General features: G+C 59.7%; 14 protein-coding genes. All 14 read right to left on the reverse strand.

Annotated features, from left to right (window positions below; all coding sequences use genetic code 11):
• Window position 1: 1 nt before the first annotated feature.
• On the reverse strand, window positions 2–1,642 hold the full coding sequence (locus tag NBV64_RS02125) for a (2,3-dihydroxybenzoyl)adenylate synthase (protein ID WP_009462862.1): 1,641 nt from the start codon (window positions 1,640–1,642) through the stop codon (window positions 2–4).
• Between the two features lie 41 nt (window positions 1,643–1,683).
• Complete coding sequence (locus NBV64_RS02130; protein ID WP_250756602.1) at window positions 1,684–2,370, reverse strand: 4'-phosphopantetheinyl transferase family protein; 687 nt, start codon at window positions 2,368–2,370, stop codon at window positions 1,684–1,686.
• Window position 2,371: 1 nt separating this feature from the next.
• Window positions 2,372–3,088 carry an ABC transporter ATP-binding protein gene (locus NBV64_RS02135; RefSeq protein ID WP_250756603.1) on the reverse strand — a complete coding sequence of 239 codons (717 nt, stop codon included), beginning with the start codon at window positions 3,086–3,088 and terminating at the stop codon, window positions 2,372–2,374.
• On the reverse strand, window positions 3,085–3,843 hold the full coding sequence (locus tag NBV64_RS02140; protein ID WP_250756604.1) for an ABC transporter ATP-binding protein: 759 nt from the start codon (window positions 3,841–3,843) through the stop codon (window positions 3,085–3,087). Before NBV64_RS02140 ends, NBV64_RS02135 begins: the two co-directional genes overlap by 4 nt.
• Window positions 3,840–4,778 (reverse strand): branched-chain amino acid ABC transporter permease, encoded by a 939-nt coding sequence (locus NBV64_RS02145; protein ID WP_250756605.1) that lies wholly within the window; start codon window positions 4,776–4,778, stop codon window positions 3,840–3,842. The genes NBV64_RS02140 and NBV64_RS02145 overlap by 4 nt, the downstream gene beginning before the upstream one ends.
• Window positions 4,779–5,648, reverse strand: a complete 870-nt coding sequence (locus NBV64_RS02150; RefSeq protein WP_250756606.1) for a branched-chain amino acid ABC transporter permease — start codon at window positions 5,646–5,648, stop codon at window positions 4,779–4,781.
• 8 nt (window positions 5,649–5,656) lie between these two features.
• On the reverse strand, window positions 5,657–6,859 hold the full coding sequence (locus NBV64_RS02155) for an ABC transporter substrate-binding protein (RefSeq protein ID WP_230940611.1): 1,203 nt from the start codon (window positions 6,857–6,859) through the stop codon (window positions 5,657–5,659).
• Window positions 6,860–7,109: 250 nt separating this feature from the next.
• Complete coding sequence (locus NBV64_RS02160) at window positions 7,110–7,571, reverse strand: MarR family winged helix-turn-helix transcriptional regulator (protein ID WP_009462841.1); 462 nt, start codon at window positions 7,569–7,571, stop codon at window positions 7,110–7,112.
• Between the two features lie 114 nt (window positions 7,572–7,685).
• A complete protein-coding gene (locus NBV64_RS02165; RefSeq protein ID WP_235484294.1) occupies window positions 7,686–8,462 on the reverse strand; it encodes an ABC transporter permease in 777 nt (258 codons plus the stop codon).
• A gap of 40 nt (window positions 8,463–8,502) precedes the next feature.
• Entirely contained in the window at window positions 8,503–9,288 is a 786-nt protein-coding gene (locus NBV64_RS02170; RefSeq protein WP_035268452.1) for an ABC transporter permease, read from the reverse strand.
• Window positions 9,285–10,049, reverse strand: coding sequence for an ABC transporter ATP-binding protein (locus NBV64_RS02175; protein WP_009462836.1), 765 nt, complete (start codon window positions 10,047–10,049; stop codon window positions 9,285–9,287). The genes NBV64_RS02170 and NBV64_RS02175 overlap by 4 nt, the downstream gene beginning before the upstream one ends.
• Entirely contained in the window at window positions 10,046–11,020 is a 975-nt protein-coding gene (locus tag NBV64_RS02180; RefSeq protein ID WP_009462834.1) for an ABC transporter substrate-binding protein, read from the reverse strand. Before NBV64_RS02180 ends, NBV64_RS02175 begins: the two co-directional genes overlap by 4 nt.
• On the reverse strand, window positions 11,017–12,033 hold the full coding sequence (locus tag NBV64_RS02185) for a 3-hydroxybutyryl-CoA dehydrogenase (protein ID WP_250756607.1): 1,017 nt from the start codon (window positions 12,031–12,033) through the stop codon (window positions 11,017–11,019). The genes NBV64_RS02180 and NBV64_RS02185 overlap by 4 nt, the downstream gene beginning before the upstream one ends.
• Entirely contained in the window at window positions 12,033–13,115 is a 1,083-nt protein-coding gene (locus tag NBV64_RS02190; protein ID WP_083054348.1) for an NAD/NADP-dependent octopine/nopaline dehydrogenase family protein, read from the reverse strand. The genes NBV64_RS02185 and NBV64_RS02190 overlap by 1 nt, the downstream gene beginning before the upstream one ends.
• Window positions 13,116–13,176: the final 61 nt, after the last annotated feature.

Below are 13,176 nucleotides of genomic sequence, written 5' to 3' on the forward strand. Positions count from 1 at the left end.
ATTATTCTTGCGTTGTGTTTTCGAGTTGTTCGCGCAGTTGGGCGCGCAATTCCTTGCGGCTGATCTTCAGGGCCGCAGTTTCCATGAAACGGTCCACAAACACGATTTGATCCGGCACTTTGAAGTCGGCCAGACCGCGGCTGCGTATCCATTTCTTCAGTTCAATCGCGCGGGGCTTGTCATCCTTGGGGATGATGAAAGCGCAGCTGCGCTCGCCCAGAAACTCGTCGGGCACCGATACCACGGCAGCATCAAAGACCTGCGGGTGAGCCAGCAGATGATCTTCAATTTCCTCGGCGGAGATTTTTTCGCCAGCGCGGTTGATGTGGTCAGTGGCACGACCCTGAACCATCAAGTAGCCTTCGGGCGTCATGCGTACCACGTCGCCTGTGCGATAGAAGCCGTCCTCGGTAAAGGAGCGGGCATTGGCCGCGGGGTTGTTGTGGTAGGCACGGATCGTGTAAGGACCCCGTGTCAGTAAATAGCCGGTTTCCCCAGGGGCGACCGGATTGCCGTTGTCGTCCACGATCAGGATTTCATCGTCCGGGCTGATGGGGCGGCCCTGTGTGTTGATGATGGTGTCCTCGGGATCGTCCAGGCGGGTGTAGTTCACCAGGCCTTCGGCCATGCCGAACACCTGCTGCAAGGTCACACCCAGAGTGGGACGTACACGCTTGGCCGCTTCGGCGTTCAATTTGGCACCGCCCACCTGGATTACTTTCAATGAATCCAGCTTGGCATCGGTCTTGGTGGCTGCATCCATCCACAGCATCAGCAGCGGGGGGACCAGACTGGTGTCGGTTACGCCTTCGCGCTCGATCAGCTCAAAGCAAACGTCCGGGCTGGGGGCGGGGCTCAGCACCACTTTGGCTCCGGCGTACAGTGCACCCAGAAAACCGGGTGAACTCATGGGGAAGTTGTGGGCAATGGGCAAAGCGCCCAGAAACACACTGTTCTCGTCCAGTCCGGCAATCTTGGCGCTCTCGCGCAAGGTGTAGATGTAGTCGTCGTGCGTGCGGGGGATCAGCTTGGACAAGCCGGTGCTGCCCCCCGAGATTTGCAGGAACGCCACTTCGGAAGGCTGGGCCGCCGATACGGGTACGTCTACATTGGCAGCGCTGCTTTGCAACTGGGCCAGGGACGTAAATTCTTGTGCGTCGCCCACGATGTAAACCTGCTCGACCTGCGGGCAGCGTTCACGCAGTTCGCGTACCAAAGGCAGGTAGTCAAAACCGGCATGAGCGTCCACACCAATATAGGCGCGCGCTTGAGCAGTATTGGCAAAGTGTTCGACTTCGGTGATGCGGTGCGCAGGCAGGACGTACACGGGCAAAAGACCGGCACGGAACAGGCCAAAGATCACACTGACAAACTCAGGGATGTTGGGCAGGTGCACCAGGACGCGGTCGCCCTTGCGCAGACCGGCTTGCAGCAGGCCCGCCGCGATCTGACTGGCGTACTGGTCCAGCGCGCCATAGGTCCAGCGCTGGGTGCCGCCAACAATGGCTTCGCGTTCCGGGTGGTTTTGCGCGCGCGTGCGCAGCAAAGCGCCAAAAGTTTCCCCTTGCCAGTGTCCAGCATCGCGGTATCGCTGGGCAAAAGCGTCAGGCCAAATTTGTTCAACAGGAATAGATTTCATCATGGTAATGAGAACTATTACATAAATAAGCAGGCTTGTCAGATTTACTCGTGCTCAGTCAGCTTGGTGTCAGGCAGTTGAGCGCTGTCCAAAAAGCTGACTGTCCACGGAGCAAAGGGGGTGTTCAGGCAGATGGCGGCGGCATAGTTTTCCACCGGCCGGTGACTGTGCACCACCAAACCTTGCAAGATGGGATGGGGGGATTGTACGGTGCATCCATGATCTGGGTGACCGTCCAAGGATAATTCTTGAGGCTGAATATGAAAACCCGTGCCTGCATGTTTCAGGGCGGCCTCTTTGCCACACCAAAGCGCGTAGAAGTCCAGATCGCTCTTTAGCCAGGACCGCTCGGACGGCACACTGCAATGTTCGACCAGCCCTGCTTTGACGGGCAGGCGCATGGCCTCGATGTCTATGCCTATAGTTCGGTCGGCAATTCCAATCAGCACACGCTCGCCGCTGTGCGACAGGCTAAAGTGCAGATCGGCATCGTCCAGATCCAGCACGGGCTTGCCATGTTCCAGTTGGGTGATGGGAACGGCGCGTGGCGTGCAGCCCAGCAAGGGCGCCAGAAAATGGCGCAGCGCACCGTGGGCCAGCAGGCTTAAATGCTGGTCCGACTGCTGTCTGCGACGGGCAATCACCGCCAAGGTGTGGTCGGGAACCTGGTTTCGTAACCAGGATTCCATACCGTCGGGCAAGGGAAGCGACAAACTGTATACGGACAGCATGTCAAAGTCCCAGATGGCGTTGCAAAAGGGCGGCGTCCTGGCGCAGTTGCTCGGCAGGGCCGTCATACACCAGCTGACCATTACCCAATAACAAAGCGCGTTCGGCCAACTGCAGAGCCAGACTTAAATTCTGTTCGGCGATCAGTACGGTAATACCTTGCTCGTTCAGCGTTTGCAGCTGCGGCAACAAGGTGTCCTGAATCGTCATGGGAGCCAGGCCTTCGCTGGGTTCGTCCAGAACAATAATGGAGGACTGCGTCAGCAGCGCACGGGCCAGTGCCAGCAATTGTCGTTCGCCACCGCTCAAGGCGGAGCAGGAGGACTGGCGGCGTTCGTACAGACGCGGCATGGCTTCGTAGATGCTGTTCAGCGTCCAACGATCATCCGAGCGCGGACGCCGTGCCAGCCCGGCCAAACGCAGGCTTTCCTGCACGGTCAGCGTTGGGAAACGGCCCCGGCCTTGTGGTACCAAAGCCATGCCCAGCAGGGCGATTTTGTGCGTGGGCCAACCTGCAATGTTTTTCCCGTGCACATTGATTTGTCCGCTCCACTGCGGGCCCATATTGAACAGGCAGTGCAGCAGGCTGGTTTTTCCGGCGCCGTTGCGGCCCAGCAGGGCCACACTTTGCCCGGCGGGGATATCCAGCGAAATTCCTTGCAGAATGTCGGCACGGTCGTAGCGTGCATGCAGGCCGGAGATGTTCAGCGCTGTGCTCATGCCGCCTCCAAAGCCAGTTCGCCCAGATAGGCCTGACGCGCGCCTTCGTGCTGGCGCACGGCGTCCGGGGTGTCGCAGGTCAACAAGGTGCCCGATGACAGCACGGCAATTCGGTCACATTCCTGGAAAACAATATCAATGTCATGGCTGATCAGCAGCACGGCACATTGGCCGCGCATGGCGTGGACCAATGCCATGACTTCACGCGATTCGGACTCGGACAGACCAGCGGTAGGCTCGTCCAGCAAGAGCACGCGGGGTTGCTGCGCCAGGGCGATCAGCAAATCCAGAATGCGCTGCTCTCCATAGGACAAGGATCGACCCAGCACATGGCCCCGGCCGGCCAGGGCGCTATGTTCCAGCAATGCTTCGGCTGCTTCTTGGCTGGCGGCGCGGGCGGCCTTGCGGCCCCACCAGTGGTAGGCGCAATCTTTTTTGATGCGCACGGCCAGAGCCAGGTTTTGCAGCAGGGTCAGTTCAGGAAAAATACGGCTGGTCTGAAAGCTGCGCACCATACCTTGTTTGGCGCGTTCAATCGGGCCCAGACTGCGCAGGTCCTTGCCTTCCAGGAATACCTGACCGCTGGAAGGAGTGGCCAGACCACTGATGATGTTGAACAGTGTGGTTTTACCTGCGCCATTGGGGCCAATCAGCCCCAGGGTTTCGCCCGCACGCAGCTCCAGGCTGACGTCCGTCAGGATATCCAGACCGCCTACCTGCAAGGCCAGTTCGCGAGTGCTTAATAAAACGCTCATGCAGACCTCTTGCGTCGTTCTGCCAGACCATTGGGCATGAACAGAACTGTCAGCACAAAGATCAAACCTACCAGTAACTGCCAACGATCCGTGTAGGAGCTCAGGTAGGTCTGGGCAAACAGATAGAAGGTGGCCCCAATAAATGCGCCACGCCAGGTGCGTATGCCACCGATCACACCCATGATGATGAGCGTGGCCGAGAAGCTCCAATGCACTTGCTGCGGGCTGACGTACTGATTCGCAAAGGGATACAGGCCGCCAGCAGCACCCGCTACCGCACCCGCAATCATGAAGGTGTAAAGGCGGATACGCCATGCCTGATAACCCAGGGCGGCCATGCGCAAGGGCTGATCGCGCAGACCGGTCAAGGCCAGCCCGATTGGGGCGCGGCTGAAAGAACGCAGCAGCAACCAGCAGATGACCGCCAGCGCCAGGGCCAGAATCATCAGGGTGTAGGGGGCGCTCAAGGGCAGATCGCCCAGGCTCAGACGCGGGAAACCGCGCAGGCCATCGGCACCGCCGGTGACATCACGCCAGCGAAACGCGACTTCCCAGATCAATTGCCCGGCGACCAGCGTAGCCACCATGAAAAACAGCTCGGAACTGCGCAGGCTGATCAGCGCCATCAATATGGATAGCAGGGTGCCCGCCACAATGCCCACCAGCAGCATCAGCGGCAGGGGCGCGCCCCAATACTGGCTGCTGACGGCGGTGGCGTAGGCGGCAAAGCCGAAAACCGCACCGTGGCCCAGGGTGACCAGGCCGCCGTAACCAATCAGTAGGTTGATGCTAAGGACAGCGCAACCGATCAGTAGAGCTTCGGTGCCAAAGCGCCATAAGAAGGCGTCGCCCCAGAAATAGCTGCTCAGCAAGACCAGGCAAGCCAGAGCAGGCCAAAGTCCAGTGCGCAGCAGGCAGGTGTTGAGCTTGTTCATTTAAACCTGACGCGTAGCGGATTTGCTCAAGCCATTGGGCCAGCAAAGCAGAAGGCCCAGCATGACGGCCAAGGTGGCGGCATTGGCAAAGGCTGGAACCCAGACGCGGGCAAAGGTGGTGACGAAACCCAGAATCAGCGCGCACAGCAAGGTGCCGCGTACCGAGTTCAAGCCGCCAATGACCACCACCAGCAAGGCCAGCAAGAGGATTTCTTCATCCAGACCGGGGTAGACCGACAGCATGCCAGCGCCCAGGGCGCCGCCCAAACCGGCCAGACCGGCGGCCAGTGCCATGCCGATGGCGAACAGGCGACGCGAGTTCAAGCCCAGGGTTTCGACAATCTGGGCGTCCTGCACGCAAGCGCGAATGGCGGCACCCCACAGGGTGCGATCCAGCAGGAACCAGAACAGCAAGGCCAGCGTCAGGCCGGTGACGATCAGGAACAGGCGATAGGTGGGGAAGGGCAAGCCCATGATCCACAACCCGCCACGCAGCACTTGCGGCAGCATGGGCGAGAGCGTGTCGGCACTGAAACCCCAGCGCATCAAATCCGCCAGAATGACGGACAGGCCGTAGGTCAGCAGCACCTGCATCAAGTGGGTGCGCTGGTAGAACTGGCGAAAGGGGAAGCGGTCCAGCAACAGGCCCATCAGCCCGCACAGTGCGAAAGCGGCGGGAAAGGCCAGCCACCAGGGCGCGCCGGATGCCAGCCACTGGACGCTGATATAGCCGCCCAGCAGGAAAAAAGAGCCGTGTGTCAGGTTGATGAAGTTCATCAGGCTGAGCACTAAAGACAGCCCCAGCCCCGCCAACATCAGCAGTGCTGAGAAGGACAGGGCATTGAGGATTTGAAGCAGAAAATAAGACAAGGTGGAGCTCAAGAACGCGGGCCGGGGTCCTGGATACGCTGGTAAGTGTGGACCACCGTGTTAAAGGGGCGACCTTGCGCGTCTTTTTCCACCCGGTTGACGTAAATATCCAGAATGGACTGGTTATTGCGCGGGTCAAAAGCCATGGGGCCAAAGGCGGTGTTGATAGGCTTGTCCAGCAGGGCCTGTTTGAAGGCCGCCTTGTTGGACAGATCACCCTTGACCGCATCCAGACCGGCCTTGATGACCTGGCCGGTCACGTAACCGGAGGTGCTGGCTTCGCCGGGCAAACGGCCACGGCTGGCCTGGTAAGCAGCCACAAAGTCCTGGGCAGCCGGAGCGCCGGGCGATTGGTGGAAGGTACTGACGCCACCTAAAGCAGCTTCGCCCACAGCGGTAATCACGTCTTCCTGATCGAACAGGGCACCGGGGCCCACGATCTGGATCTTGCCGTGCAGTTGGTAGTCCTGCATTTGCTGGTGGAAACGCACAGCGTCGGCACCGGCCAGGAAGGTGTAGACAAACTTGGGGTTGCTGGCAGCCAGATTCATCAGGATGGGCGCGAAGTCGGGCGTACCCAGGGGTGTCCAGATGCGCTCGCCCAGCGTGCCGCCTTGTTCCTGATAAGTATTGGCGAAGTCTTCAATGTATTCGCGGCCAGCGGTGTAGTCCGAACCCAGCGTGATGCCGCCGGATTTTTCAATGTGCTCGAAGGCCCACAAGGCGCCGGTGTGGCCCAGCATCCAGCTGGTTTTGGTGGGGCGGAATACGTAGGGGCTGGCTGCTTCACGAGCCAGGCCATTGGCAGCGGCATTGGAAATGAAGGTAGGCAGTTGCGCATCGTGCACGATGTCACGAATGGCCAGTGCGATATTGGCGCTGATGACACCGCCCAGAACGTCGATCTTGTCGCGCTCGATCAGCTTGCGCACTTTACGGATGGCTTCGTCCGGTTTGCCGTGGTCGTCTTCTACCAGCAACTGCACCTTGCGCCCGCCCATCTCGTAATTGCACTGTTGCAGCATCAACTCCAGACCGGCGCGCATGCTTTCGCCCAAGGAGGCGAAGGGGCCGGACAAGGATGTCAGCAGGGCAATTTTCAGGGGACCGTCTTGGGCGCGAAGCAGGCGGGGAACGCCAAACAGCAAAGGGCTGGCTGCGGCAGCCAGCAAAAGCTGGCGACGTCCAGCACGGGTAGGGGAGAGAGTCACGAGATCTTATTTTCCGTAAGAAAGCCAAGCTTGCCTGGCAGGACATCTCAGGCAGGAGGCTGCGCTACTAAATGTTAATCATTATCATTTTATGGTCTTTCCTGACGTAAATAAAGGCTCATACCCTTGAATGTCCATTTCATGCGTGGGTCTTTAAAAGCAACGCGCCCCGATTGGGGGCGGATTCAGGGTGACAACGGCATGAAAACGGTCACACGGACGCTTTATAAAAAGGCACAGGGCGGGCTATTTAGCGCGCATCTCCATTGATATTGGCGCGAATGCGGTTCAGGAACTGGCGCAACTGGGTCAGTTCTTCCGCCGAAAAGCCCTGGATGGCGCGGTGATGAATGTCCAGAGCCGCGGGCAGAACACGCAGAAAGTGCTGGCGACCTTGCTCATGCAGATGGATCAGTACACGGCGCTGGTCCAGCGGGTCGGGCTGGCGGGACAGGTGGCCCGCGTTTTCCATTACCACCAGGGCGCGCGACAAGGTGGTTTGATCCACGTCGGTATATTGCGCCAGGGTACTGACGCCCAGGCCATCGGTTTCGTTCAGAAAAGCCAGCACACGCCAGTGCAGCAGGGTCAGTTCATGGCTGCGCAGCAAGGTTTGAAAGTCAGCATTTAAGGCCGAGGTGCTGCGATTGAGCAGATAGGGGATAAACGTATCGTGCCCGGTATAGGCGTCAGTCAGAGTACGGCTGGCCATAGTGAAGCGGCTTCCTTGATGCAAAAAAAGCAGGCTACTCGTTCAGAGTGATTGAGTGAGCCTGCGAAAGCCCGGCCAGCGCTGCCATTGGCCGGGCAAGTGGTTGGTTCAGTATCAGTTCGTATGATCCACTTTGCGCTGCAAAGCGGCAATCGTCAGGTTCAGTGCGAAGCCCAGCACACAGATCCAGACCAAGGGTACAAACATATCAATCGTGCGGTAGCTGCGTGCGGCGGCGGTCAGCATATGGCCCAGACCGTCGGTGGAGGCAATCATCTCGGCCAGAAAGACCACCACGCAGGCAATGACGCCTGCCACCCGTACACCGGCCAGCACGGTCGGGCTGATGGCGGGCAAAATGATTTTCCACAGGCAGGCACTGCGAGATGTCCCGGCGGCACGCGCCGACCAGATCAGCTTGCGGTCCACCGTTTGCGCAGCCACCCAACTGGCCATCAGCACAGGGAAAATCGCATCCGAGACCACCAGAGCGATTTTCGATGAGCTTTCAAACCCCATGATCAGGATCAGTGCCGGGTAAAGGGCGATCTTGGGGATAGGGGCCAGCAGACGGATCAGGGCATCCAGCAGAAACGAGCTCCAGCGCGTCAACTGTGCAATCAGCGCTAGGGCCACACCGGCCACACAGGCAATCAGCAAACCACTGATCAGGCGGTAGACGGTGATGCCCAGGTTCTGCCAGAAGTCCGCCTGACCGGCCAGTTCCAATACACGCATCAGAATGGAAGAGGGGGCAGGCAATAATTGCGGGCTGACCCAGCCCGAGCGCGTGCACAGCTCCCAGACAATCAGCATCAAGGCTGGACTGATGCACAAAGACAGTCCCGACAAGTCCCGGCGTTTGGCCGGGCGGGTTGGAGTAGAACGCATAGCTTGTCCCGGTGAGGCTAAGGTTTTGGTGGTCATAGCGTCATCCTTTGTCCATCAGGCTCTGGGTCGAGTCATGCCAGTGTGTGCAGCGTTTGCGGACAAACTCGAACAGCGCATCGCAGGCAATGCCCAGCACGGCCAGCAGCATGATGACGGCATACACCGTGGAGTACTGCGCCATATCCATGGAGGTGAACAGCAGATTGCCTATACCTTCCTGACGCGCAATCATCTCGGAGGACACCATCACGATCAGGGCCATGACCACCCCGACACGGCAGCCAATCATGACTTCCGGCAAGGAGGCGGGCAGAACAATCTTGCCCAGACGGGCAATGGGTCCCATGCCCATGGACTGGGCGACCCAGATCAGCTTGGGCTCGATGCGGGTTGCGCCGTGATAGCTGTGATAGAGCAAAGGCAGGGACACGCCCAGCGCAATAACCAGGATCTTGGAGAAATCCCCCAGACCGAACCACAGCATCAAGATCGGCATCAAGGCCGCTTTGGGCATGGGATAGGCCAGGGCCACCAGAGGATAGAAAGCGGTATAGACCAGGCGGCTGCGGCCCATGGCCAGACCCAGGGGGACGGCCACGACCAGTGCCAGGGCATAACCGGCAAACATGCGGCCAACCGACTGCAGGATTGCCGACCAGGCCATCGGGTCGCTGATCAGGGCAGGCAGTTCGCCCAAGGCCGCCCAAGGGCTGGGGAAGGAATCCAGCCCTACCCAACGGGCCAGCCCTGCCCAGGCCAGCAGCACCAGAATGGCCGCCATGACCAAGGAGGCCCAGCGATGTTCATACCAGTGCTGTGGCGTCATGGGTGGGCCTCCGCCATCAAGGATTGCTCCAGACGAATAATGGTTTCCTGATAGACCGGATTGCGCAGCAGCTCGCTACGGACGCGGGGGCGGGGCAGGTCAATCTCCACTACCTCCTTGATGCGGCCGGGCGAGCCAGTCATGACAATCACGGTATCGGACAGGAAGACGGCCTCGTCCACGCCGTGCGTCACAAAGACCACGGTGTTGCGTAACTGCTCCCACAAGCTGAGCAGTTCCGTTTGCAGGGTGACGCGCGTGTGGGCATCCAGCGCCCCGAAGGGCTCGTCCATCAGCAGGATGTCCGGCTCATAGGCCAGGGTGCGGGCGATGGCCGCACGCTGACGCATACCGCCGGACAGTTCACGTGGATAGAAGGAGGCGTAAGGCCCCAGCTTGACCTTGTCCAGCCATTCGCTGGCGCGCTGTTCGGCCTGGTCCTTGGGCATGCCTTGTTCGCGCATGCCGTAGGCCACGTTTCCCAGCACGGTTTTCCAGGGGAACAGGGCGTACTCCTGAAACACCGGGCCCCGGTCCGGGCCTGGGCCGGTAATGGGCTTGCCCTTGACGCGGATCTGGCCGCTGGAGCAGGACTCAAAGCCCCCTAACATATAGAGCAGGGTGCTTTTGCCGCAACCGCTGGGTCCCAGAATAGACACGAATCGCCCTGCCGGAATGCTCAGGGCGATGTCTTGCAGGGCCGTATGGCTGCGGCCCTGCCGGGTGTTAAAGGTTTTACCGACACCATCCAGTTCAATCATGGTGTTGCCTCGCGTAAATCAGCCCGATAAAAGTCCTGCACGTTCAAGGCTTTCTTCAGGAAACCAGCCTTGTGATAGCGGTCGTAGGTGCCCTGGATGGATTCCAGATTGGGCTGCATATCCGGGACGCGGGCAAAGTCCTTGTCGGTGAACAGGTACTGGGCCAGCAAGTCCTTGGGCGCACGGGTAATTTGTGCCGTGACTTCTACGGCCAGTGCAGGGTCTTTGCTGAGCATGCCCATGGCCGTTTTCAAGTCCTGCACATAGGCGCGCACCACTTCGGGATTGGCGTCGCTATAGGATTTGCTGCAGGCTTCGAAAATCTGTACGGATGGGCTGGCCACTTCGGACAGGGAGAACAGTTTGCGCAAACCGCCTTTCTTCTCGTTCAGCAGGGCAAAGGGCTGGGCCATGGGACCGGCATCAATACGGCCACTGCGAATCGCGTCAGCTGCAGGTGGAAAGCCGGTTTCAACGATTTTTACATCCTTGTCCGGGTCAATACCGTTCTGGCGCAGCCACAGCAGCATGTCGAAGTACACACCGGCTCCATAAGCATTGGTGCCAATGACCTTGCCTTTCAGGTCCGCCGCGGTCTTGATCGGGCTGTCTTCCTTGACGGCCCAGTAGACGGAGAAGTGGTCATCGTCCGAGTGCACGTGCTGGGCCACGATATAGGCTTCCAGACCGCTTTCAATAGCGCCATTGGCCAGCGACATGGGGGCCATGGTGGAGCATTCCAGAACGCCAGCACGCATGGCTTGCACCATGGGCGAAGTGCCCTGGAACTGAGTCCACTGGATTTGATATTTCTTGCCCAGTTGCGGGAACAGCTCGGGGCGCTTGGCCATCAGGTACTTGGCTTCCTCGCCCGGAATGGTCCAGCCTACCCGCAAGGTGGGGACTTCCTGAGCCTGGCTCAGACCGTGACAGCTCATCAGGGCAAACAGCAACGCAGCGGTTTTTTTCATTCCTGTGTCTCCTTGGCAAGGTGTTCGGCGCGGGCAGGGGCCAGGCCGATGTGATCCAGCATTCCCAGTACGCGGGCCAGCACGTCGCGTCGATACGCTTGTTGCTGGTCCACCGGGTATTCGTGAAAGCCTTGTCCGCTGCGCAGACCGTTGCGTCCACTTTCCATATAACGGGTGATGATGTCGGGTACGGCGTAGCGTTCCGGGTCCAGGTTCTGCGACAGGTATTGCCCGGCGTGATACAGAATGTCGTTGCCGCCGTAGTCGATGAACTCCAGCACGCCGATGCTGGCAAAGCGGAAACCCAGGCCGTAGCGGGTGGCCTTATCAATATCGGCTGCGCTGGCTACGCCTTCCTCAACCATGCGAGCGGCCTCATTCATGATCAGGGTTTGCAGGCGTGGAACGATGAAACCGGGGTGGCAACCACAGACCACAGGCACTTTGCCGATGGATTCCAGATTGCTTTGCAGACGGCTCAAGGTCTGCTCGCTGGTGCCGGGGTGGGCACTGATTTCGACCAGTGGAATCAGGAATGCCGGGTTAAGCCAATGTGCGTTCAGGAAACGCTCCGGATGGCTCAACATGGGGGCCAGATCCGAGGCCAGCATGGTGGAAGTGGTGGAGGCGATCAGCGCATCGGGCCGGGCCAGTTCACCGATACGTCCCAGGGCGTCGGTCTTGGCTTCTTGTGTTTCGGGCACGCCTTCATAAATCAGATCGGCCTGGCCCAGCACTTGCGCCGCTGCGCTCAAGGGGGCGACGCTGATGCAGGCCAGATGGTCGTCGATCTGTTCGGTGGCGAACATGCCCAGGTCGGCCAGTTGTTCCAGCGTGGCACGCAACTCCTGGCGTATTTCGGCGTCCAGACGGACACTATCAGCAGGCTGACGGGGTTTGAAATCCAGTAAGGTCACGGCTTGGCCGCGCAGCGCATAGGCCAGGGCGATGCCCCGCCCCATGCGACCTGCGCCCACCGCAACGATACGTTTGATCGGGGCGGGCGCGTTCATCAGGCTCTCCCGGCTTGCAGCATCTCTTGCAGTTGCTCGCGGCTCATCGTGTCCAGACCCAGGCTGGCCAGTGTGCGTTGGCCTTGGCGCAAATCTTCACCCACGATGGCACCGGCAATCGCCAGCAAGCCTTTGGTGACGGGAGCATCTACACCGGCCCAGTCGGCTACCGATGCAAAGAAGGCCAGACCCAGCATGGTGTCTTCACGCATGTAACGATGTTCGTGCAGGTCGATCTTCTCGCGCCAGTCGCCGCTTTTCACCAGCTTGGAGTGCGAGGAACGGTCGCCATACATCCACTGATCGTTTTCATAATGGTCGGACAGCGGGAAGTGCGGGGCACCGTAGCCCAGCGCTTCACGAATGCGCATGCGCTCATTGTCCAGTTGCGTGGTCACGGCACGGACCGAAGGCTGAGTGCCTTCGTTATGAATGTCCCAGGCCGGGAAGTGCTCCAGCGGGCCGGCGTTCATCATGATCAGCGGTGGGTGGATGATGGGGCCGGCGTTCATCAGGGCACCGGACAGGGCATCTTCGCAGCGCTCCACGCTGGGGAAGACCTTGCCAATCACCTCCAGGGCATGATCGGTGTTCCGCGCAGGGTACACGCCAGTAGGCAGGCGGGTGGCGCGGGTGGTGATGTTGATGACGGTATCGCCATGTTTGCGGGCCAGCCAGGGCAGGGTGCCGGTTTCGGCCCAGCTGACATCGGCCTTGTTGCCGGTGCCGCGCACGATCTCGCTCATGATGAAGGAGCCAAAGGTGCCTGGGGGCAGAAATACGACCTGGCCGTCTGTCAGGTGCGGAGCCATGACGCGGGCAATATCGGTTTGTGCAATGGCGGGCGAAGGAATCAGTACCAGGTCGGCACCGGCGATGGCCTCGCCAATATCGGCGCAGACTTTGGCAATGGGGATTTCGCGCTCGCCTGCTTCGTCTTTCAAGGTCATGACTGGCCGGTCCAGCAAGGGCTGCAACTGGGCCGTATCACGACGCCATAAACGGACCTCGTGGCCCTGTTCGCTCAAGTCTGCCGCTGCTGCGTAACAACCGTGCCCGCCACCTAATACCGCTACCTTCATGTTTGTCTCCAATCTCTTTTTTTGATTTCTATGCACTTGCATATAAATACAGACTAAAAGA

Origin of the sequence: Alcaligenes sp. DN25 (genome assembly GCF_023674485.1) — a bacterium.
Lineage (GTDB): Bacteria > Pseudomonadota > Gammaproteobacteria > Burkholderiales > Burkholderiaceae_B > Alcaligenes > Alcaligenes phenolicus.